Below are 22,241 nucleotides of genomic sequence, written 5' to 3'. Positions count from 1 at the left end.
CTCCTCCGCACCCCCCGGCGCCGCCGCCGCGAGCTCCGCCAGAAGCCCCGACACCAACCCCTTGTTCGACTCAACAACACTCATGAAGACACTCCCTCGACCAGGACTCAAGCGCTGCAAGCATACGTATGTAGAAACTCCTCGAACAAGAGGTGTGGTCCCTGGAGGATGTATGCGACGCAAGCCCTGCTCGGGGAGTGGGTGCTGTGAAGGAGGAGGCATACGAATGTTCTCATGGAGCGGGGAAACGCGAGCGCCGGCTCGGATTCCCTGCCGGCCCGGAACGGACGAAGCGCCCGTGCGTCTCGCTCAAGGGCTGCACCGCCCCCACGGGCGGCCCGCCCGGAGCGGTGTCCCGTCCTCGAAGGGAACGGATCGAGCAGAGGGGGGCGCCGGCACGTGATCGGAGCGGGTCCCCGGCTTCGGCGAGGGGCGGCGCCGGGTCTCCCAGCGGGACGGCGTCGACTTCGAGTTCGAGAAGGAAGTCGTGCACGTCCGGTGGCAGTCGAGACGGTGCGCGCGGAGCTGTGCTTCGCGCATCCCGGGTTGCGGGGTCCGGGACGGGCTGCCTACCGGTGTCGCCCGGGCCGTCCGGCAATACTGCTGCCGTCGACGTGTGCTCCGCCCCGCCGCGGCCGTGTCGCTGAGCCCGTGGCCCGCCGAGGGCCCCACGCCCCAGCGAAGTCCCACAGATGTCGCCGCACCTCATCTGACCGGCTGGACGACAGGTCGGACGAGGTGCGGCGACATCCACTCGTCAAATGTCGCGGAAGGTCTCGATCTGCGCGCCGACCGAGTTCAGCCGTTCCGCCAACTCCTCGTAGCCGCGGTTGATGACGTACACGTTCCGCAGCACGGACGTGCCCTCCGCGGCCATCATCGCCAGGAGGACCACGACCGCCGGGCGCAGGGCGGGCGGGCACATCATCTCGGCGGCGCGCCAACGGGTCGGGCCCTCCACCAGGACCCGGTGCGGGTCGAGGAGTTGCAGCCGGCCGCCGAGGCGGTTGAGGTCGGTGAGGTAGATCGCCCGGTTGTCGTAGACCCAGTCGTGGATCAGTGTCTGGCCCTGCGCGGTCGCCGCGATGGCCGCGAAGAAGGGGACGTTGTCGATGTTCAGGCCCGGGAACGGCATCGGGTGGATCTTGTCGATGGGCGCCTCCAGCTTGGAGGGCCGCACCGTGAGGTCGACCAGCCGGGTGCGGGCGTTGTCGGCGACGTACTCGGCCGAGCGGTCGTGGTCGAGGCCCATCTCCTCCAGGACCGCCAGCTCGATCTCCAGGAACTCGATGGGAACCCGGCGGATCGTCAGCTCGGACTCGGTGACCACGGCGGCGGCCAGCAGGCTCATCGCCTCGACCGGGTCCTCGGAGGGGGAGTAGTCCACGTCGACGTCGATGGTGGGCACGCCGTGCACGGTCAGCGTCGTGGTGCCGATGCCGTCGACCCGGACGCCCAGCGCCTCCAGGAAGAAGCACAGGTCCTGCACCATGTAGTTGGACGAGGCGTTGCGGATGACCGTGGTGCCGTCGTGCCGGGCGGCGGCGAGCAGCGCGTTCTCGGTCACCGTGTCGCCCCGCTCGGTCAGCACGATGGGGCGGTCCAGGGTCACCCCGCGCTCGACCTCGGCGTGGTAGAGGCCCTCGGTCGCGGTGATGTCCAGCCCGAACCGGCGCAGGGCGATCATGTGCGGTTCGATGGTGCGGGTGCCGAGGTCGCAGCCGCCCGCGTAGGGCAGCTTGAAGTGGTCCACGCGGTGCAGCAGCGGACCGAGGAACATGATGATGGACCGGGTGCGGCGGGCCGCCTCCGCGTCGATCGCGGCCATGTCGAGTTCGGCGGGCGGCACGATCTCCAGGTCGACGCCGTCGTTGATCCAACGGGTGCGCACCCCGATGGAGTTGAGGACCTCCAGCAGACGGAAGACCTCCTCGATGCGGGCGACCCGGCGCAATACGGTGCGCCCCTTGTTGAGCAGGGTCGCGCAGAGCAGCGCCACACAGGCGTTCTTGCTCGTCTTGACGTCGATGGAGCCGGACAGGCGGCGCCCGCCCACCACCCGCAGGTGCATGGGGCCGGCGTAGCCGAGGGACACGATCTCGCTGTCGAGGGCCTCGCCGATGCGCGCGATCATCTCAAGGCTGATGTTCTGGTTTCCGCGCTCAATACGGTTGACGGCGCTCTGGCTGGTTCCGAGCGCCTCGGCCAGCTGACTCTGGGTCCAGCCGCGATGCTGCCGTGCGTCACGGATGAGCTTGCCGATGCGTACGAGGTAGTCGTCTGCCATGTGCCGCAGGCTATCTCAGATATGAGATGAAGTTACCCTCGGGGTGCGCCATTGGAGTTGGGGGGTGACCCGGCCGGGTGACGGGGCCACCCGAGCGGCCCGGCGTCCCGGGGTCGGTGCGGAGCCGCGGCCAGGGACCGGACACCGCTTCGATGTTCGCCCCGCTCCCGCGCCTCCGGCAACCGCGCCCGGGCCGTTCGGGTGGGCGGCCGGTCCGGTCCGGGCGGTACCGACGGGCGCGGTCCGCCGCGCGTTCCCATGGGTGCGCGGCGGACGGCTCCGCGGGGGTCGTCGCTGCGGCCCTCCGGGCGGGCGCGTCGCCCCGCGGCGGCTGACCGGCCGTCCGGTGCCGTCCGCCGGTCGTTCAGCCGGCGAGGACCTCCGCCACCGCGAGGCGGGCGGCGCGGTTGGTGCGCGGAGCGAGCGGCGCGAGTCGGGCGACGGTGTGCTCCAGCCAGCCCGGGTTGCCGAGCCAGGCGGCGTGTCCGGCCTCGACGGTCTGCCGGAGCAGTTCGCCGACGAGTAGCACCTCGCTCACCGGGTAGTCGCGGTCGTGGTGGCTGAACCGCCCCACCCAGTTCTCGTCGGGCTGGCGCAGCGTCGCCCGCAGGCAGGAGTCCTGCGGGGCGGTCTCGGGGCCGGGGTGACCGGTCGGCGCCGGGGAACCCGGCCACCGGGTCGAGGTGACCAGGGTGTCGAGGTTCAGGAACCGGTCCCACGCAACCAACTGCTCGGGGGCTCCGGCCGCGCGGTGGGCCACCCCCTCGGCGTGGAACTCCAGGAAGGCCCCGCCCGCCCGGGCGACGTCCCCGACGACCCAGCCCGCCCCGTTTTCCCCCGGATGTCCGACGCGCTCCAGCGGCCCCAGACGCGCTTGCATGATCCCCCCTGGTGTTGGTGCTTGGCAGGACTTTATCCGGCTGTGGGACCCCCGGACGCCACACCGGCCTCCGGTCGTCGGCGAAGGGTCCGCCCGGTGGGGGCGCGGCCCCGTCCGGAACCCCCGCCCCGGGGCCGCGGGGCCCGTCTGACCAGCGCCGTCGACCGCCTCCTCGGTGCGCTCGGCCGGTTTCGGCCAGGGTGGAGGGGGCGGGTCCGGGGCGCTTCCGGGCGCGGCACGGGGTGGTGCGGCGCGTGCTGCCGTGCCGCGGGGGGCCGCGCCGTGGTGCGCGGGCGGCGGAACGGGTGCATCGGGGCGCGGTGAGGAGACCGGACGGCCCCTGGGCATGACCGAAAGGCCGCGATGTACTAGGGTTATCTCGACATCGAGATATCTGCCTAGGCGTACCGCAGCCGCCACCTCGGTAAGGCGAACCTAACTTAGCCTTACCTTAGCGGATCGGCGAGAGCCCGTGGCGGCAGGATTGCGATTGCGGTAGTACGCGCAATGAAGAAGGAGACTGTCGTGTCGGCGAACAGCTTCGACGCCCGCGCCACGCTGAGCGTGGGTGACGAGTCGTACGAGATCTTCAGGCTGGACAAGGTCGAGGGCTCCGCCCGTCTTCCCTACAGCCTCAAGGTGCTGCTGGAGAACCTGCTCCGCACCGAGGACGGCGCCAACATCACCGCCGACCACATCCGTGCGCTCGGCAACTGGGACTCGCAGGCGCAGCCCAGCCAGGAGATCCAGTTCACGCCGGCCCGCGTGATCATGCAGGACTTCACCGGCGTGCCCTGCGTGGTGGACCTCGCCACCATGCGCGAGGCCGTGAAGGAGCTGGGCGGCGACCCGGCGAAGATCAACCCGCTCGCCCCGGCCGAGCTGGTCATCGACCACTCCGTCATCGCGGACCGCTTCGGCACCAACGACGCGTTCGCCCAGAACGTGGAGCTGGAGTACGGCCGCAACCGCGAGCGCTACCAGTTCCTGCGCTGGGGCCAGACCGCCTTCGACGAGTTCAAGGTCGTCCCGCCCGGCACCGGCATCGTCCACCAGGTGAACATCGAGCACCTGGCCCGCACCGTCATGGTCCGGAACGGGCAGGCGTACCCCGACACCCTGGTCGGCACCGACTCGCACACCACCATGGTCAACGGCCTCGGCGTGCTGGGCTGGGGCGTCGGCGGCATCGAGGCCGAGGCCGCGATGCTGGGCCAGCCGGTCTCCATGCTCATCCCGCGCGTCGTCGGCTTCAAGCTGACCGGTGAGCTGACCCCCGGCACCACCGCCACCGACCTGGTGCTCACCATCACCGAGATGCTCCGCAAGCACGGGGTGGTCGGCAAGTTCGTCGAGTTCTACGGTGAGGGCGTCGCCGCCACCTCGCTGGCCAACCGCGCCACCATCGGCAACATGTCGCCCGAGTTCGGCTCCACCGCCGCGACCTTCCCGATCGACGGCGAGACCCTGAACTACCTGCGTCTGACCGGCCGTAGCGACCAGCAGGTCGCCCTGGTCGAGGCGTACGCCAAGGAGCAGGGCCTCTGGCTGGACCCGGCCGCCGAGCCCGACTTCTCCGAGAAGCTGGAGCTGGACCTCTCCACGGTCGTCCCCTCCATCGCCGGCCCCAAGCGTCCGCAGGACCGCATCGTCCTCGCGAACGCCGCCGAGCAGTTCGCGCTGGACGTCCGCAACTACGTCTCCGACGACGAGGAGGCGGGCAAGGAGTCCTTCCCCGCGTCCGACGCCCCGGCCTCCGCCAACGGCGTGCCCAGCCGCCCGACCCTGGTCACGGCCCCCGACGGCAGCACCTACGAGATCGACCACGGCGCCGTCACCGTCGCCGCGATCACCTCCTGCACCAACACCTCGAACCCGTACGTCATGGTCGCCGCCGCGCTGGTGGCCAAGAAGGCGGTCGAGAAGGGCCTCACCCGCAAGCCGTGGGTGAAGACCACCCTCGCCCCGGGCTCCAAGGTCGTCACCGACTACTTCGACAAGGCCGGGCTCACCCCCTACCTCGACAAGGTCGGCTTCAACCTGGTCGGCTACGGCTGCACCACCTGCATCGGCAACTCCGGCCCGCTGCCGGAGGAGGTCTCCAAGGCCGTCAACGAGCACGACCTCGCCGTCACCTCGGTGCTCTCCGGCAACCGCAACTTCGAGGGCCGGATCAACCCGGACGTCAAGATGAACTACCTGGCGTCCCCGCCGCTGGTCGTGGCCTACGCCATCGCCGGCTCCATGAAGGTCGACATCACCAAGGACGCCCTGGGCATCGACCAGGACGGCAAGCCGGTCTACCTCCAGGACATCTGGCCCACCGAGGCCGAGGTGAACGACGTCGTCGCCAACTCCATCGGCGAGGACATGTTCAACAAGTCCTACAGCGACGTCTTCGCGGGCGACGCCCAGTGGCAGGCGCTGCCGATCCCGACCGGCAAGACCTTCGAGTGGGACGCCGAGTCCACCTACGTCCGCAAGCCCCCGTACTTCGAGGGCATGACGATGGAGACCGTCCCGGTCACCGACATCGCCGGCGCCCGGGTGCTGGCCAAGCTCGGCGACTCGGTCACCACCGACCACATCTCCCCGGCCGGCGCCATCAAGGCCGACACCCCGGCCGGCAAGTACCTCACGGAGCACGGCGTGCAGCGCCGCGACTTCAACAGCTACGGCTCGCGCCGCGGCAACCACGAGGTCATGATCCGCGGCACCTTCGCCAACATCCGCCTGCGCAACCAGATCGCGCCGGGCACCGAGGGCGGTTACACCCGCGACTTCACCCGGGCCGACGCCCCGGTGTCGTTCATCTACGACGCCTCCCGCAACTACATCGACCAGGGCATCCCGCTGGTCGTCCTCGCGGGCAAGGAGTACGGTTCCGGCTCGTCCCGCGACTGGGCCGCCAAGGGCACCGCGCTGCTCGGCGTCAAGGCCGTCATCGCCGAGTCCTACGAGCGCATCCACCGCTCGAACCTCATCGGCATGGGCGTGCTGCCGCTCCAGTTCCCCGAGGGCGCCACGGCCGAGTCGCTGGGCCTCACCGGCGAGGAGACCTTCTCCTTCACCGGCGTCACCGAGCTGAACGAGGGCACCACCCCGCGCACCGTCAAGGTCACCACCGACACGGGCGTGGAGTTCGACGCGGTCGTCCGCATCGACACCCCGGGCGAGGCCGACTACTACCGCAACGGCGGCATCATGCAGTACGTGCTCCGCCAGCTCGTCGGTTCCTGACCTGATGTGAACGAGTGCTCCGCCCCCGCTCCTCGCGGGGAGCGGGGCGCTCGCGCTCGACGGGACGGACGACGCGCCTGCGCGTCCTTCGACGAGGAAGAACCCCGCACCTGGTACCGGGTGCGGGGTCTTTCCGTCCCGGGGCTGCGCGGCCTGGCCACCGGATGCGCAGGAGGCCGGGGGCGTGGGCGGCGCCGTTCTGGTGGAGCGCCGGGACCGGGTGGAGGTTGCGGCTCGGTCCAGGGTGTCGGTCGGGGTCGTGGGCGACTGGGGGGCGAGGTGGCAGGCGGGTGGCCGGGCCGCGCTGCGGTCGCGTCCGCGGGGCCGACGTGTGGTGAGTGTCAGGTGTCGTCGGGAGGCCGAGCAGGCCGTCCTTGACCACGCCCCGTCCGATCCGGGGCTCGACGGGCTGTCGAACAGGATCCGGAAGTGTTCCCCTCTGACGGGAGGAGACGTGGCCGGCGGGGTGAGGGCCAGGGCGAAGGCGGAGAACGGTGAGTCGGAGACGGCGATCGCGCCCGTCTGTCCGCTGTGTGGACAGATCCTGTTGCGAGATTCGGATGTGTGGTTCTCTGTCGGTATGACCTCGTTCGTGACCCGCCGCCATGTCGACCACGGGCGTGTGACCACGATGGGTTGTCCCGCCGTGAGCTGACGGTTCGCTCCGGCCCCGACACGACCGGTCGCCTTGCCGTTCCACCCCGTCCGCATGCCGGAGCGCCCCAGCCCGCGTGCACGCACCGGCGCGCGCCCTTTGCACCAGGGAGAATCATGAGCCAGCCCGTCGACTCCGTCACCGCGGGTCGCACCTCCGACGAGGCCCCCACTGGGGCTGCCGCCCCCGCCTGGTCCTTCGAGACCCAGCAAGTCCACGCCGGAGCCGTTCCGGACCCCGCCACCGGTGCGCGTGCGGTGCCCGTCTACCAGACCAGCTCCTTCGTGTTCCGCGACACGCAACACGCTGCCGACCTGTTCTCCCTCGCGGAGCCGGGCAACATCTACACCCGCATCCACAACCCCACCACGGATGTGCTGGAGCAGCGCATAGCCGCTCTGGAAGGCGGTGTCGCAGCGGTGGCGGTGGCCTCCGGGCAGGCCGCGGAGACCCTGGCGATCCTCACCCTCGCGGGCGCGGGCGACCACATCGTCTCCAGCACCTCGCTGTACGGGGGCACCTACAACCTCTTCCGGCACACCCTGCGCCGCTTCGGCATCGAGGTCTCCTTCGTGGACGACCCGGACGACGTCGACGCCTGGCGCGCCGCGGTCCGTCCCCGCACCAAGGCGTTCTTCGCCGAGACCCTGGGCAACCCGCGCGGCAACGTCCTCGACGTCCGTGCCGTCGCCGACGTCGCCCACGAGGCGGGCGTCCCGCTGATCGTCGACAACACGGTGCCCACCCCGTACCTGGTGCGGCCCGTGCAGCACGGCGCCGACATCGTCGTGCACTCCGCCACCAAGTTCCTCGGCGGACACGGCACCACGATCGGCGGCGTCGTCGTCGACGGCGGAACCTTCGACTTCGGTGCCAACGCCGAGCGCTTCCCCGACTTCAACGAGCCCGACCCCAGCTACCACGGCCTGCGGTACTGGCCCGCGCTCGGCCCGAGCGCCTTCGCGATCAAGCTGCGCGTCCAACTGCTGCGCGACATCGGTCCCGCCCTGTCCCCGCACTCGGCCTTCCTGCTGCTCCAGGGCGTGGAGACGTTGTCGCTCCGGATGGAGCGCCACTCCGCCAACGCGCAGGCCCTCGCCGAGTGGCTGGAGGGCCGTGACGAGGTCGCCGCCGTCCACTATCCGGGACTGCCGTCCAACCGCTGGTACGAGGCCGGTCAGCGCTATCTGCCCCAGGGTGCCGGAGCGGTGCTCACCTTCGAGCTGAAGGACGGCGTCGAGGCGGGCAAGCGCTTCGTGGACGGTGTCGAACTGTTCAGCCACCTGGCCAACATCGGCGATGTGCGCAGCCTGATCATCCACCCGGCTTCCACCACCCACAGCCAGCTCGACGAGGAGCAGCTCGCCGCCACCGGCACCACGCCCGGACTGGTGCGGCTCTCCGTCGGCATCGAGAACCTGGCCGACCTCAAGGCGGACCTGGAGGCCGGCTTCCGTGCGGTGAAGGGCGCGCCCTGAACACCGTGACCACCTCCGAGATCCCCCTTCCGCAGGCCACCGGAGCCTGGCGGGAGGGGGATCCTCCCGGGCGGCGCCGTTGGCACGCCCTCCCAAAACCGCTGCCCCTGGAGTCGGGCGGGCGGCTCCCCGGCGTGCGGATCGCCTACGAGACCTGGGGCCGCCCGGCTCCGGACGGCTCCAACGCCGTCCTGGTGCTCCACGCACTCACCGGCGACAGCCACGTCTCCGGTCCCGCCGGCCCCGGCCATCCCCAGCCCGGCTGGTGGGCCGGGCTGGTCGGCCCCTCACTCGCGTTGGACACCGACCGCTGGTTCGTCGTCGCGCCGAACGTGCTCGGCGGTTGCCAGGGCACCACCGGCCCGGCCTCCGTGCGCCCCGACGGCCGTTCCTGGGGGAGCGCGTTCCCCCGGCTCACCCAACGTGACCAGGTCGCCGCCGAGGCGCAGCTCGCCGACGCCCTCGGCGTCGACCGCTGGGCCATGGTGGTCGGCGGGTCGATGGGCGGGATGCGTGCCCTGGAATGGGCGGTGTCGTATCCGGAGCGCGTGGGGCGCCTGTTGTTGCTCGCCACCACGGCTGCGGCGAGTGCCGAGCAGATCGCCTGGGCCGGCGTCCAACTGCACGCCATCCGCGCGGACCCCCAGTGGCGCGGTGGCGACTACCACGACGCCGGACCGGGGCGCGGCCCGCACGCGGGACTGGGCGTTGCCCGCCGCCTCGCCCACGTCACCTACCGCAGCGAAGCGGAGTTGCAGGACCGGTTCGGTCGTGCGTTCCAGGGCGACGAGGACCCCGGACGAGGGGGGCGCTACCAGGTCGAGTCCTATCTGGACCACCACGCCGCCAAACTCGTCCGCCGCTTCGACGCGGGGAGCTACGTCACCCTGACCGAGGCCATGAACGGTCACGACATCGGCCGGGGCCGCGGCGGAACGGCCGCCGCCCTGCGGCGGGTCACCGCCCGGACACTGGTCGCCGGGGTCGATTCCGACCGGCTGTACCCGCTGCACCAACAGGGGGAGCTGGCGGACGGCATCCCCGGCGCCGACCGCCTCCGGGTGATCGAATCGCCCTACGGCCACGACGGGTTCCTCGTCGAGACGGACCAGGTCGCTCCGCTGGTGCGGGGCTTGCTGGACGCATCCGGGTAACGCCCCCACGCGGAAGACGTGTCCACGCCCGGGAGCGCGTGCTCCCTCGTGGGTGATCTCCTGCCCGCCCGCCGTGCGCGACGAGCGGCCCCGCCTCGGGGCGGGTTCCTCCCGGCCCGAGGCGCGCACGGCGTCGGAGGCGGGGGGCGCCACCCGCCGCGGGGTCTCAGTCGGTCGCCAGGGCCTCGGACGGCAGGCCGAGTTCCGTCTCCGCCACGGTGCGGGCCAGGTGCGCGATCGGGTCGGTACGGGAGCCGGCGCTGGTGTTGATGTAGACGCTGGTCCCGTCGATCGCGACGAGGATGCGCACGGCCGACGCCCACGGGTCCGCACAGCGGAAGAGCTGCGCCGCCGTCCCCGCTGCGATGAGCTGTTCGATGCGGCGGCACCAGAGCAGTTCCTGTTCGATGACGTGGTCGCGGAGTGACGGACGGTAGCGCGAGAGGTGCCGCGCATTCATCCAGAGCTTGCTGACGTTGTCGAATTCGGTGCCGGCGATCAGGGCGAAGAAGCGCCGCAGCGCGCTCAGCGGGGTCCCGCGCTCGGGGCCCTCGGGGCCCTCGGGGGCCTGGGGGAGGAGGGCGTCCAGTTCGGCTCTGGCCGCGTTGGTGAACGCCTCCGCCACCAGGATGTCGGCGGCGGGGAAGTAGTGGCTGACCAGCCCGGGCTGGACCCCGAGTTCGTCGGCGATCCGCCGCAGGGTGATGCACTCCAACCCCTCGGCGAGGCCGACCAGCGCGGCGGCGCGGACGATCTCCTGTCGCCGCTCGGTGGGTGTTTTGCGAGTTCGGGTGCCGGAATCCCTTGACGTCATGGAGCGAATGCTATTGAGTGAGTGACCAATCAGCAATTGGCCAGGTGACCAATAGCGATGTGGCTGCCCAGACCGCAGCCCGGCACGGCCCGTCCCCGGCACCCGGGGCGTGACCGTCCGCCCCTCGAACCGGGACCCGGGCGCACCGTGTCGGCCCTCGATCTCGCGACGCGGGGACACCCCGCGCGCAGACCGGCGCACAGCACCTGTACAGGAGACCAACGTGCACGACACCCGCACCGATGCCGGCGAACTCGCCGAGTACGGATACCAGCAAGAGCTGAAACGCACCCTGTCCGCATGGGCCGTGTTCGCGATCGGATTCGCGACGATCTCGCCCGTCGTCGGGGTCTACGCCGTCGTCCAGCTCGGGTTCGTCTTCGCGGGCCCCGCGTGGATCTGGGCGGTCGTCGTGGCCTTCCTCGGCCAGTTGCTGGTCGCCCTGGTCTACGCCGAGCTGTCCTCCCAGTTCCCGATCACGGGCGGGGTCTACCAGTGGGTGCGCAGGTTGGGCGGGCCCCGGCTCGGCTGGCTGGTCGGCTGGATCTACCTGGCCTCCGCCGTGGCCTCCCTGACCACCGTGGCCTACCTGGGGGCCGGCTGGCTGCACATGCTCTTCGCCGACGGCACCCTGTCGGCCGCCACCCACGTGCTCCTGGGCGTGGTGTTCGTCGCGGTGGCCCTCGGGATCAACCTGCTCGGCGTCAACCCGGTGAAGCACTTCCTCAACGCCGGCATCATCGCCGAGGGTGTCGCCTCGATCGCCGTGAGCGTGTTCCTGCTGCTCTTCGTGCACAACAACGGCTTCGGCATCCTCTTCGAGACGCTCGGGGCGGAGTCGGTCTCCGGCGGCTCGGCCATGGCGGGCTTCCTGACCGCCCTGGCAGTCGCGGGCTGGGCGTTCCTCGGTTTCGACGCGACCACCCAGGTGGCCGAGGAGACCGAACAGCCGCGACGCAGCGTCCCCAGGGCGTTGCTGCGCGCCTACCTCTTCGTCGCCCTCACGGTCCTGCTGACCGGCCTCGCCGTGACGCTCGCGCTGCGCAAGCCCGAGGACGCGGTCTCCGGCGCCCTCGCGGACCCGGTCTTCACCGCCGTCACCGAGGGGCTCGGCGGGTGGAGCGAGAAGCCCTTCATCCTGCTGGTCCTGATCGCGTTCATCGCCTGCGCCATCTCGATCCAGACCTACATCGGCCGTGCGGTCTTCTCCTTCGCCCGCGACCGTCAGTTGCCCTTCTCCGCGAAGCTCGCCACCGTGGGGCCACGCCAGATCCCCTACGTCTCGCTGATCGCCACGGCCGTACTCGCCAGCCTCGGACTCCTCCTCGGGCTGAACGGCAACGCCGCCGCGACGCTGATCGCCTTCGGCTCCGGCGGCTTCTACTTCATCTTCCTCAGCGTCGCGGTCGTGGCCCTCGTCGCCCGGCTGACCGGGCGCTGGAACCCCGGAGCCGGCCGGTTCAGGCTGGGACGGGCCGGCCTGGTCGTCAACGTGCTCGCCGTCGTGTGGCTGCTCTTCGAAGCCGTCAACATCGCCTGGCCCCGCGTCGAGCTCGCCCCGGCGGACGGTAGCTGGGTCCAGGTCTGGGCCGTGATCCTGGTCTTCTCCGTCCTCTTCGCCGCCGGGCTGCTCTACGTCCTGATCGCCAAGCCCCACACCAAGCTCCCCGCCGCCGCGGCCTCCCCGTCCACCACCCCGACCCCGGAAGAAGTGCAGGCGTCCTGATGTCGTCGAAGAACTCCCCCGCCATCGTCTTCGATCCCGCCGAGGGACTGAGCCGACGTGAGGTGTCCGTCCGGTCCGCCGGGCCGGGCGAGGTCGAGATCGAGGTGCGCGCAGCCGGCGTGTGCCACTCCGACCTGCACGTCATCACGGGCGACTGGCCGAGCGACCGCCCGCTCGTCCTCGGTCACGAGGCAGCCGGGGTGGTGACCGCGGTCGGGCCCGGCGTCACCGCCCTGGAGGCCGGTGACCACGTCGTCCTCTCCTGGTTCGCGCCGTGCCGCCGCTGCCGCAGGTGCGTCGCCGGGCAGGCATGGCTGTGCACCGGCACCAAGGCCGTGTCCAACACCCACCCCGACGGCACGACCCCGTTCGCGGACGAGCGGGGCGAGCCGGTGTGGCCCTACCTCGGGCTGGGCGCCTTCACCCGACGGATGGTCGTGCCGGAGGTCGCCGCGGTGAAGGTCCCCGACGAGCTCCCCTTCGGCATCGGCGCGCTCCTCGGCTGCTCCGTCACCACCGGCGTCGGTGCCGTCGTGAACACCGCGGGCGTCCGGGCCGGCGAGTCCGCCGTGGTCATCGGCACGGGCGGCGTCGGGCTCTCCGTCGTGATGGGCCTGCGTCTGGTCGGAGCAGACCCCGTCATCGCCGTCGACCTCTCGGCCGAGCGCCTCGCCACGGCTCGCCGGTTCGGCGCCACCCACACCCTCGACGGTGCCGAGACCGATGTGGCGGCCTGGTGCCAGCAGGAGTTCGGCGGGGTCGACTACGCCTTCGAGGCGATCGGCAACCCCCGGGTCATCGGCACGCTCCCGGCGATGCTCACCTCGGGCGGCGCCGCGGTGCTGGTGGGCATGGCGGCGACCGGCGCGACGGCGTCCTTCGACCCCTTCGACCTCGCTGACCAGGGCAAGAGTATCCTCGGTTGCAACTACGGCTCCAGCATCGGTGAGATCGACATCCCGAAACTGGCCCGCCTCTACCTGGCAGGCCAGTTGCCCTTGGACGACCTGGTCGGCCGCACCCGGCCGCTGCACGAAGCGGCGGCGGCCTTCGACGACCTCCGGTCGAACACCGGCGTCCGAACGATCCTCGAACCGTGACATCCCCCCGCCCGACGCGGCCCGGCACCCGCACTCACCGGGGCGACGGAGGCCGCGCCCGTCTTCCCCACGAGCTCCAGGAGGCATGATGTACGCCGTCACCGACCCGACCACCGGCGAGGTCACCGCTACCTACCCGACCGCCACGGACGCCGAGGTGGCGGCAGCCGTGGACGCCGCCCACGCGGCCACCGCCTGGGGGCGCACCGGCTCCGTGGCCGAGCGCGCGGCACTGCTGCGACGCCTCGGCGACCTGCACGCCGAGCGCCGGGGCGAGCTGTCCGCGAGCATCGTCCGGGAGATGGGCAAACCGCTCGCGGAGGCGGAGGGCGAGATCGACTTCTGCACCGACATCTACCACTACTACGCCGACCACGCCGAGGAGTTCCTCGCCGACGAACCCCTGGACGTCCTCTCCGGCCCCGGGACCGCCGTGCTCCGGCGCAGCCCGGTGGGCGTGCTCCTCGGCATCATGCCGTGGAACTTCCCGGCCTACCAGGTCGCCCGCTTCGCCGCCCCGAACCTGGCGCTCGGCAACACCATCGTGCTCAAGCACGCACCGCAGTGCCCGGCCACCGCAGCACTGCTGGAGGCACTGTTCACCGAGGCCGGTTTCCCGACCGGTGCCTACGTCAACGTGTACGCCACCAACGAGCAGATCGCCGAGGTCATCGCCGACCCCCGCGTCCAAGGGGTCTCCCTCACCGGGTCGGAACGGGCCGGTGCGGCCGTCGCGGAGATCGCCGGGCGGCACCTCAAGAAGGTCGTCCTCGAACTCGGCGGCTCCGACCCCTTCGTCGTCCTGTCCACCGACGACCTCGACGCCGTCGTCGAGTCCGCCGTCGCCGCCCGACTCGACAACACCGGGCAGGCGTGCAACGCCGCCAAGCGGTTCGTGGTCCTCGACCACCTCCACGACGCCTTCGTCGAACGGTTCACCGCCCGGCTGCTCGCCAGCGAGACCGGTGCGCCGCTGTCCTCGGCCGCCGCGGCCGAGAACCTGGGGCGACAGGTCGACGCGGCGGTGGCCCAGGGAGCCACCCTGCACAGCGCCGGGCAGCGGCACGGCGCCCACTTCCCGGCCGGAGTCCTGACCGGCCTCACCACCGAACACCCCGTGGCCCGGGAGGAACTGTTCGGGCCCGTGGCGATGGTCTTCGCCGCCGCCGACGAGGAGGACGCCGTACGGATCGCCAACGACACCCCCTACGGCCTGGGCTCGTACCTCTTCACCACCGACCCGACGCAGGCCGCACGGGTCGCCGACCGGATCGAGGCCGGCATGGTCTTCGTCAACGGCGTCGGCGCCGAGGGCGCCGAACTCCCCTTCGGCGGCGTCAAGCGCTCCGGGTTCGGGCGGGAACTCGGGCGGCCCGGGATCGATGAGTTCGTCAACAAGAAGCTCATCCGGACCGTGGCCTGACGGCCCGCGGTCGGCGCGGCCCCGGGCGGCGCCGGGGCGGGGCGCGGTCCCGCGCGGGCTGCACCGTCGCGGAGCCACTCGACCTCGAACTCCTCATCCTGTGACGAGAGTTGATGGGCCGTCATGGAGGTCACCTGACGGGCGGGCGTCTGCTGGACACGGCAGGCGTCGACGTCATCCCTCCCGCCACCAGCGGCACCACGCCGGTCAGGACCGGCGGCCGGCTCAGCCGAGCACCTCGACCTCGGCCAGGGTCACCGGCCCGTCGAACACCAGCCGGTAGCGGGGGTGCGTCGTGCCGGCCGCGGACCGGGGCACCGAGAAGGCCCTCAGCTGCCGGTTCCAGCGGAACTCCTCGCCGGACCGGCGGTCCAGGGCCCGCCACCCGCCCTCCACCGCGCCTTCGAGGACCCAGCCGGTGGGCGCCCGGGCCCGGTCCGCCGAAGTCAGGGTGTACTGCACCGGCCGGCCGTCCCGGCCGGCCGCCACCTCCACCGAGGTGACCTCCACCGAGGTGGCGGAGGTGTCGTCCACCAGCGGCCCGTCGCCCGTGAGCAGGTCCGTGCGGGGCGCGGGCGGCCGGTCGTCCCCGGTGACGGACGAGGGGGCGGCCCCCTCCCCGGTGCCCCAGGAGGACGGCTCCGGGCCCATCGTGAACTCCACCTCCCCGCCCCCGGCCAGCAGCGCGTGCGGCAGTGCCGTGGAGTGCCAGGGCCGGCCGTTCACGGTCAGGCCCTGCACGTACACGTTCCGGGCGCTGTTGGCCGGCGCCCGCACCACCAGCGTGCGGCCGTTGTCCATGCGCACGGTCGCCCGGGTGAACAGCGGCGAGCCCACCGCGTACTCCCCGCTGCCCGGGGCCAGCGGGTAGAACCCCAGGGCGGAGAACAGGTACCAGGCCGACTGCTCGCCGTTGTCCTCGTCCCCGTGGTAGCCCTGCCCGATCGACGACCCCGTGTAGAGCCGGGCCAGCACCTCGCGCACCGTCCGCTGGGTCTTCCACGGCTGCCCGGCCGCGTCGTACAGGTACGCCATGTGGTGCGCGACCTGGTTGGAGTGCCCGTACTGGCCCATCCGCACGTCCCGCGCCTCGGTCATCTCGTGGATGACCCGGCCGTAGGAGCCGGGGAAGCGGGCCGTCTCCGGCTCCGTGAAGTAGGCGTCCAGCCTGGCGGCGAGCGCCTTCCGGCCGCCGTGCAGGTTGGCCAGCCCCCGGGTGTCGTGCGGCACGGAGAAGGCGTACCCCCAGCCGTTGGTCTCCGTGTAGTCGTGGCCCCACACCCGCGGGTCGTACCGTTCCGGCGCCAGCCGCCAGCGGCCCTGCTCGTCCCGGCCCTGGAAGAAGCCGGTCCGGGCGTCGAAGAGGTGGACGTAGCCGCGGGCGCGGTCGAGGAAGTAGGCGGCCTCCTCCCGGTAGCGCTCCTTCCCGGTGCGCCGGTGCAGGTCCTCGGCCATCCGTGCGATCCCGTGGTCGTTGAGGTACCCCTCCATCGCCCAGGACAGGCCCTCCCGGGTCGCGGTGCTGGTGTAGCCGAGGAACGGGGAGGTGGCCAGGCCCTTGCGGCCGACGCCCGGCGCGGTCGGCACCACGGTGGCGTTCTTCAGCGCGGCCTCGTACGCCCGCTCCGCGTCGAACCGCACCCCCTTGAGGTGGGCGTCCGCGAAGGCCACGTCCGAGGAGGTGCCCGTCATCAGGTCCGCGTACCCCGGCGCGGACCAGCGTGAGGTCCACCCCCCGTCCCGGTACTGCTGCACGAACCCCTCGACCAACTCCCCGGCGTGGCGCGGGGTGAGGAAGGCGTAGGCGGGCCAGGCGGTGCGGTAGGTGTCCCAGAAGCCGTTGTTGACGTACGGCTTTCCGGCCAGCACCCGGGCGCCGGTGCGGGTCGGGCTGTCGGGTCCGGCCCGGGGGGAGAAGGGGGAGGCGTAGGCGTGCGAGTCGCCGACCTCCTCGAAGCCCGCGTTGGGGTAGAGGTACAGCCGGTACAGGTGGGAGTACAGGGTGGTCAGTTGCTCCGGACTCGCCCCCTCCACCTGCACCCGCCCCAGCAGGGCGTCCCACCGACGCTGTGCGGCCTCCCGCACGCTCTCGAAGGAGGCGCCCGCCGGGATCTCCCGCCGCAGGTTCTCCCGGGCCTGGTCCACCGAGATCAGCGAGGTCGCCAGGCGGAGCGTGACGGTGCGCTCCGGGCCCGCGTCGAGGCGCACGTACCCCGCGACCTCGCCGCCGGTGTCGCTCGCCAGCGGCCCGGCCGCGCGCACCGGCCGGTCGAACACCCCGTACACGAACATCCGGGTCGCCCCGGTCGAGGACCCCGAACGCACGTCGGAGTAGCCGGTGACGGTGGACCGTTCGGCGTCCAGGGTGAGGCCGCCGCGGTCCGTGACGTTGTCGAACAGCACGCTGGCGTCGTCGCCCGGGTAGGTGAAGCGCATCATCGCCGCGCGGTCGGTCGGGGTCATCTCGGCCCGCAGCCCGTTCTCGAAGGTGACCGCGTAGTGGTGCGGGCGTGCCGTCTCGTTGCGGTGCCGGAAGGCCAGGGCCCGGGCCGCCCGGCCCGCGTCCGGGGTGCCCGCCGCGGTCGAGGGCATCAGCTGGAAGGTCTGCCGGTCGCCGATCCAGGGGGACGGCTCGTGGCTCGCCGCGAACGCCTGGAGCCGCGGCAGGTTGGCCGCGTCGTTGCGCCGTGAGTACTCGTACAGCCAGCTCAGCGAGGACGCGTCGGTGACCGGGGTCCAGAGGGTGAAGCCGTGCGGCACCGCGGTCGCCGGGAAGGTGTTGCCGCGGGAGTAGGCCCGACTGGACTGGGTCCCCCGCACGGTGGACACGTGCTCGGACGGTCGGGCGTGCGGGGGGACGGCGGCGGCGGGCGCCGTGCGCAGCACCAGGTCGTCCACCCAGCCCTCGAACGGCCCGGTGCCCCGCGGCGCTTCGTAGGCGAGGAGGATCCGGTCCACCGTCCGGCCGCGTGCCACCTCACCGATCCGGGCGACCACGTCGTTCCACTGGTTGACGTACAGCACCTTCGCCGCGCCCTGCCCCTGCGCGTCCAGCGGGAAGCCGTACTGGTCCCGCGCCCCGGTCCGGCTGAGGTACGTCCCGTCGGTGAAGGCGAGGTCCACCGCGACGCCGGTGGCGCGGTAGTCGAGCGGGGTCCCGGGCATCGCGGGGAAGATCCGGTACGCGAGTTCGGTGTCGGGGCCGACCGGCACGTCCACGTCGAACACCCGCAGGGCGGCGCGGCCCCGGCCGTCCGCCCGGTGGTCGCCCGTGTAGCGCAGCGCGCGGACGCCGGTGAACCCGGCGTCCTGGCGGGCCGCGGGGGCGTGGGACGGCCCCGGGTGGACCTCCGCGGCCAGGGTGGCGCCGGAGGTCAACTGCCCTTCGGGCGCCGGCTCGTCCGGCGCGGGTTCCCCCGGCTCGAAGGAGGTGGCGAACGCGGCGGACACGGCGTCCGGGGCGGCGGTCGCCGGCTCCGGTGCGGCACCGCCCGCGAGGACCAGCACCCACGCCAGGGCGGCGACGGCCAGGACGGTTCGACGAGGGCCAGGCCGGAGGGAATGCCGCATTCCCCGCTCCTCCCGAAGAGGCGGACAACGTTGTCCATTGCTGGATGCAAGGAACAGTACTGCGGCAAACGGCCCGTACCGGTGCGCGTGTTGTCCGTGGTGTGGCGGGGCGGAAGCGCTCGATCCCGGTGGGTGAGAGGGCATTTCATAAGGTCATCGGATGTGCTGAGGCGAATTCATCCCATGTCGGGCACATGGGTGATGGGTGTGCGTACCGCCTGGATATCCGGGAGGTCTCAACTCGGGAAAGACTGCCACTCAAACTCGCATTCGATCTTGCCCGGGTGTCCTCAAATGGACTATACCTGTGCGCGTCCGCAGCGGTTTCGAGCCGCGGACCGACCGGGGGGATGGGGACGGCGGGGCAGTGGTGTCTGGGGGATGCCGGTTTCGCCTATTTCCACCGATCCCGTGGTTTTGTGTTCGACCCCAGCTTCATCACACCGCGGTGCCGGGGAGGGTCCGGTTCACCGCCTGAGTCCTGGAGAAGGCGAGGACTTGAGCATGGGATCTTCCGTCCAGAACGAGCAGATCGGTCTCGGCCGCCGCGATCTGATCAAGCGGTCCGCCGCACTCGGCGTGATCGCCGTCCCGACCATGAGTTTCCTCTCCGCGTGTGCGAGCGGTGACGGAGGGGGCGGTGACAGCAAGGTCGAGAAGGGCGAGAAGACGGCGGAGAACCCGCTGGCCGTCAACGAGACGGCGCAGCTGGAATTCGTCCTCTTCGATGGTGGTTTCGGCAAGGAGTACGCCGAGGACGCCAACAAGCTCTACGAGAAGAAGTACTCCAAGGCGCCGAAGGTCAAGTTCCTCCCGACGCAGAAGATCCAGTCCACCCTCCAGCCCCGGTTCAACCAGGGCAACCCGCCGGACCTCATCGACAACTCCGGTGCCGAGCAGATGGACATGGGCGTCCTCGCCGGCAAGAACCAGCTCCTCGACCTGACCCCGCTGCTGGACGCCCCCTCGATCGACGACCCGAACAAGAAGGTCCGCGACACCCTGCGCCCCGGCATCGTCGAGATGGGGCAGTTCGACGGCAAGGAGGTCTGGATCCTCTACTACACGTACACCGTGTACGGGGTCTGGTACTCGCAGAAGGCCCTGGACTCCCTGGAGGTCGAGTACCCGCAGACCTGGGACCAGATGCTGGAGGTCTGCAAGAAGGCCAAGAGCAAGGGCATCGCGCCCTGGACGTACGCGGGCAAGCACCCGTACTACCTGCCCTTCTCGCTCTACCCGATGATCGGCAAGCGCGGCGGCGCCGACGTCCTGGACGCGATCGACAACCTGGAGCCCAACGCCTGGAAGCACCCGGCGGTCAAGGAGTGCTTCGAGCTGTACTACGAGCTCTTCCGCAAGGGCTACATCCTCAAGGGCACGCCCGGCATGGACCACATCCAGTCGCAGACCGCCTGGACCCAGGGCAAGGCCCTCTTCATCCCCAACGGTTCCTGGGTGGAGAACGAGGCGGCGAAGACCATGCCGGCCGACTTCAACCTGACCGTCTCCGCCCCGACCGGCATCGACAGCTCCGACAAGCTGCCGTTCGGCACCATGTGGGCCTCCGGCGGCGAACCCTTCATCGTCCCCAAGCTGGCGAAGAACGCCGAGGGCGGCATGGAGTTGCTCCGCATCATGCTGAGCGAGGAGTCCTCCAAGAACTTCACCAGCAAGGTGAAGTCACTGAGCGCGTTCAACGGCGGCACCGACGGCATCGACCTGAGCCCCGGTCTGAAGTCCGGCGTGGCGGCACTGGAACTGGCCGGCAAGAACGTCCTCAACCCGCGTCTCCAGGACTGGTACGTGCAGCTCCAGAAGGAGAAGATCGGCGGCGGCGGTCTCGGCGAGATGATGGCCGGACGGCTCACCCCGACCGAGGCGATCAAGAAGATCCAGGGCTTCGCCGACGAGGCGGCCAAGGACGACTCGATCAAGCACTACAAGCACCAGTAAGCCATGGGTCACCAGCGGCGGCACCCGCTACAAGATCGGGGTCGGTAGCAATGCAACACGGTAAGTACCGGTTCATCGTGGGATTCCTCGTGATCCCCATGACGTTGTACGCACTCTTCGTCATCTGGCCGTTCATCCAGTCCATCTACTACTCGTTCACGGACTGGACCGGTCTGAGTCCGGACTTCAAGATGGTCGGCTTCGACAACTACACCAGAATGTTCGACGACGATATCTTCTGGAAATCGTTGCAGCACAGTCTGTTGTTCGCGTTGTTGCTGCCGCTGGTGACGCTCAGCATGGCGCTGTTCTTCGCCTTTATGATCAATGTGGGCGGGCGGCGCCGAAAGGGCGGCCCGGTGGTCAGCGGTGTACGCGGGTCGGGTTTCTACAAGATCGTGTACTTCTTCCCGCAGGTCCTCTCCATCGCGATCGTGGCCCTGCTGTTCCAATTCGCCTACAACCCCGAGAGCGGCGCGATCAATTCCCTCCTCAGGGGCATCGGGTACGACCCGGAACAACCCGTCGTGTGGCTGGGCGATCCGGACCTCGCGCTGTGGTGCGTGATGGCGGTCCTCGTCTGGTCCACGGTCGGCTTCTTCGTGGTCCTCTTCTCCGCCGGCATGGCGTCGATCCCCTCGGAGCTGTACGAGGCGGCCCTGCTCGACGGGGCCAGCCGCTTCACCACCTTCTTCCGGGTCACCCTCCCCCTGCTGTGGGACACGGTCCAGTCCGGCTGGGTCTACATCGGCATCCTGGCGCTGGGCGCCGAGTCCTTCGCCGTCGTCCAGATCATGACGATCGGCCCCGGCGGGCCCGACTACTCCACCACCGTCATGGTGCTGTACGTGTACCAGAAGGCGTTCCGTGACGGTCAGGCCGCCTACGCAACCACCATCGGTGTCGCCCTGCTCGTCGTGACGCTGGCCTTCGCCGCCATCGTGATGAAGCTGGGCCGGCGCGAGCGGCTGGAGTTCTGATGAAGACCACCGAGACCCCCACCACCGCCGTCCCCGCGCCCCGGTCCGGCCGGCCGAGCGCACCGCGCCCCGGTCCGCGGGAGAAGACCGAGGGACAGGTCCTCAACGTCTTCTCGCACGGCATCCTGATCGTCTGGGCGATCCTGGTCGTCATGCCGCTGCTGTGGGCGGTCATGACCTCCTTCAAGGACGACAAGTCCATCTTCAACTCGCCCTGGTCGCTCCCGGACAAGCTGCACTGGGAGAACTGGTCGCGGGCCTGGACCGAGGCCAACATGGCCGATTACTTCCTCAACACCATCCTCGTGGTGGGCGGGTCGTTGATCGGCACCCTGGTCCTCGGCTCGATGACGGCCTACGTCCTGGCGCGCTTCGAGTTCCCGGGCAACCGCTTCCTGTACTACCTGTTCGTCGGCGGCATGAGCTTCCCCGTGATGCTCGCCCTGGTGCCCCTGTTCTACGTCGTGAACAACATGGGGCTGCTGAACACCGTCCACGGCCTGATCCTGGTGTACGTCGCCTATTCGCTGCCGTTCACGGTGTTCTTCCTGACCGCGTTCTTCCGCACCCTGCCGGGTTCGGTCGCGGAGGCCGCGTTCGTCGACGGCGCCTCGCACACCAGGACGTTCTTCCAGATCATGCTGCCGATGGCCAAGCCCGGTCTGATCAGCGTCGGCATCTTCAACTTCCTGGGGCAGTGGAACCAGTACATGCTGCCCACGGTGCTCAACACCGAGCCCGACAAGCGGGTGCTCACCCAGGGCCTGGTGCAACTCGCGGTCAGCCAGGGGTACAAGGGCGACTGGTCCGGCCTCTTCGCCGGTCTGGTGATGGCGATGCTGCCGGTGCTCGCCGCCTACGTCGTCTTCCAGCGGCAGGTGGTCGCCGGACTCACCGCGGGCGCGCTCAAGTAGCACCCGTCCGCCGTCCGCACGGGCGGGGGGCCCGGGGTTCTTCCCGGGCCCCCCGCCCGTTCCG

13 protein-coding genes are annotated in these 22,241 nt (G+C 70.7%); 9 read left to right on the top strand and 4 right to left on the bottom strand.

Going from position 1 to position 22,241, the window contains the following annotated elements; all coding sequences use genetic code 11:
* Positions 1-757: 757 nt before the first annotated feature.
* Positions 758-2,287, bottom strand: a complete 1,530-nt coding sequence (locus ABT092_RS04435) for a helix-turn-helix domain-containing protein (RefSeq protein ID WP_351239635.1) — start codon at positions 2,285-2,287, stop codon at positions 758-760.
* Positions 2,288-2,651: 364 nt separating this feature from the next.
* The gene (locus ABT092_RS04430; RefSeq protein WP_351239633.1) at positions 2,652-3,167 is read right to left on the bottom strand and encodes a hypothetical protein; all 516 of its coding nucleotides are present in this window, start codon (positions 3,165-3,167) and stop codon (positions 2,652-2,654) included.
* A 525-nt stretch (positions 3,168-3,692) separates the two neighbouring features.
* On the opposite strand from ABT092_RS04430, the gene acnA reads away from it, so the two are divergent.
* The 3 genes from acnA (at position 3,693) to metX (ending at position 9,694) form a co-directional block, all read left to right on the top strand.
* Complete coding sequence (acnA, locus tag ABT092_RS04425) at positions 3,693-6,407, top strand: aconitate hydratase AcnA (protein ID WP_351239631.1); 2,715 nt, start codon at positions 3,693-3,695, stop codon at positions 6,405-6,407.
* Positions 6,408-7,178: 771 nt separating this feature from the next.
* Positions 7,179-8,540, top strand: a complete 1,362-nt coding sequence (locus tag ABT092_RS04420) for a bifunctional o-acetylhomoserine/o-acetylserine sulfhydrylase (protein ID WP_351239629.1) — start codon at positions 7,179-7,181, stop codon at positions 8,538-8,540.
* On the top strand, positions 8,537-9,694 hold the full coding sequence (gene metX / locus ABT092_RS04415) for a homoserine O-acetyltransferase MetX (protein WP_351239665.1): 1,158 nt from the start codon (positions 8,537-8,539) through the stop codon (positions 9,692-9,694). Before ABT092_RS04420 ends, metX begins: the two co-directional genes overlap by 4 nt.
* A 166-nt stretch (positions 9,695-9,860) precedes the next feature.
* On the opposite strand, the gene ABT092_RS04410 is transcribed toward metX, so the two are convergent.
* Positions 9,861-10,508 carry a TetR/AcrR family transcriptional regulator gene (locus ABT092_RS04410; protein ID WP_351239627.1) on the bottom strand — a complete coding sequence of 216 codons (648 nt, stop codon included), beginning with the start codon at positions 10,506-10,508 and terminating at the stop codon, positions 9,861-9,863.
* A 223-nt stretch (positions 10,509-10,731) separates the two neighbouring features.
* Between ABT092_RS04410 and ABT092_RS04405 the strand changes: the two genes are divergently transcribed.
* The 3 genes from ABT092_RS04405 (at position 10,732) to ABT092_RS04395 (ending at position 14,757) form a co-directional block, all read left to right on the top strand.
* Positions 10,732-12,234: an APC family permease gene (locus ABT092_RS04405; RefSeq protein WP_351239625.1), complete on the top strand. Its 1,503-nt coding sequence runs from the start codon at positions 10,732-10,734 to the stop codon at positions 12,232-12,234.
* Positions 12,234-13,334 carry an alcohol dehydrogenase catalytic domain-containing protein gene (locus ABT092_RS04400; RefSeq protein WP_351239623.1) on the top strand — a complete coding sequence of 367 codons (1,101 nt, stop codon included), beginning with the start codon at positions 12,234-12,236 and terminating at the stop codon, positions 13,332-13,334. The genes ABT092_RS04405 and ABT092_RS04400 overlap by 1 nt, the downstream gene beginning before the upstream one ends.
* An 85-nt stretch (positions 13,335-13,419) precedes the next feature.
* Positions 13,420-14,757, top strand: coding sequence for an NAD-dependent succinate-semialdehyde dehydrogenase (locus ABT092_RS04395; protein WP_451362873.1), 1,338 nt, complete (start codon positions 13,420-13,422; stop codon positions 14,755-14,757).
* 225 nt (positions 14,758-14,982) lie between these two features.
* Here ABT092_RS04395 and ABT092_RS04390 read toward each other — a convergent pair whose 3' ends face one another.
* The gene (locus ABT092_RS04390) at positions 14,983-18,327 is read right to left on the bottom strand and encodes a GH92 family glycosyl hydrolase (RefSeq protein ID WP_351239621.1); all 3,345 of its coding nucleotides are present in this window, start codon (positions 18,325-18,327) and stop codon (positions 14,983-14,985) included.
* 504 nt (positions 18,328-18,831) lie between these two features.
* Here ABT092_RS04390 and ngcE point away from each other — a divergent pair.
* From ngcE to ABT092_RS04375, 3 genes are read left to right on the top strand one after another with little or no spacing between them, the layout of a single operon-like run.
* The gene (gene ngcE / locus ABT092_RS04385) at positions 18,832-20,283 is read left to right on the top strand and encodes an N-acetylglucosamine/diacetylchitobiose ABC transporter substrate-binding protein (protein ID WP_351239619.1); all 1,452 of its coding nucleotides are present in this window, start codon (positions 18,832-18,834) and stop codon (positions 20,281-20,283) included.
* Between the two features lie 50 nt (positions 20,284-20,333).
* Complete coding sequence (locus ABT092_RS04380; protein ID WP_351239617.1) at positions 20,334-21,263, top strand: carbohydrate ABC transporter permease; 930 nt, start codon at positions 20,334-20,336, stop codon at positions 21,261-21,263.
* Positions 21,263-22,177: a carbohydrate ABC transporter permease gene (locus tag ABT092_RS04375; protein ID WP_351239615.1), complete on the top strand. Its 915-nt coding sequence runs from the start codon at positions 21,263-21,265 to the stop codon at positions 22,175-22,177. Before ABT092_RS04380 ends, ABT092_RS04375 begins: the two co-directional genes overlap by 1 nt.
* Positions 22,178-22,241 lie beyond the last annotated feature (64 nt).

It is taken from the genome of Streptomyces sp. NPDC002490 (genome assembly GCF_040296045.1).
In the GTDB taxonomy this organism is placed as follows: domain Bacteria; phylum Actinomycetota; class Actinomycetes; order Streptomycetales; family Streptomycetaceae; genus Streptomyces.
Note: the sequence above shows the minus strand (reverse complement) of the source record. Positions and strands in the feature narration are given on the sequence as shown.

Coding starts and splice junctions, on each gene's coding strand:
- ABT092_RS04435 (WP_351239635.1), bottom strand. CDS start 2,287: ATGGCAGACGACTACCTCGTACGCATCGGCAAGCTCATCCGTGACGCA.
- ABT092_RS04430 (WP_351239633.1), bottom strand. CDS start 3,167: ATGCAAGCGCGTCTGGGGCCGCTGGAGCGCGTCGGACATCCGGGGGAA.
- ABT092_RS04420 (WP_351239629.1), top strand. CDS start 7,179: ATGAGCCAGCCCGTCGACTCCGTCACCGCGGGTCGCACCTCCGACGAG.
- ABT092_RS04410 (WP_351239627.1), bottom strand. CDS start 10,508: ATGACGTCAAGGGATTCCGGCACCCGAACTCGCAAAACACCCACCGAG.
- ABT092_RS04400 (WP_351239623.1), top strand. CDS start 12,234: ATGTCGTCGAAGAACTCCCCCGCCATCGTCTTCGATCCCGCCGAGGGA.
- ABT092_RS04395 (WP_451362873.1), top strand. CDS start 13,420: ATGATGTACGCCGTCACCGACCCGACCACCGGCGAGGTCACCGCTACC.
- ABT092_RS04390 (WP_351239621.1), bottom strand. CDS start 18,327: ATGCGGCATTCCCTCCGGCCTGGCCCTCGTCGAACCGTCCTGGCCGTC.
- ngcE (WP_351239619.1), top strand. CDS start 18,832: ATGGGATCTTCCGTCCAGAACGAGCAGATCGGTCTCGGCCGCCGCGAT.
- ABT092_RS04380 (WP_351239617.1), top strand. CDS start 20,334: ATGCAACACGGTAAGTACCGGTTCATCGTGGGATTCCTCGTGATCCCC.
- ABT092_RS04375 (WP_351239615.1), top strand. CDS start 21,263: ATGAAGACCACCGAGACCCCCACCACCGCCGTCCCCGCGCCCCGGTCC.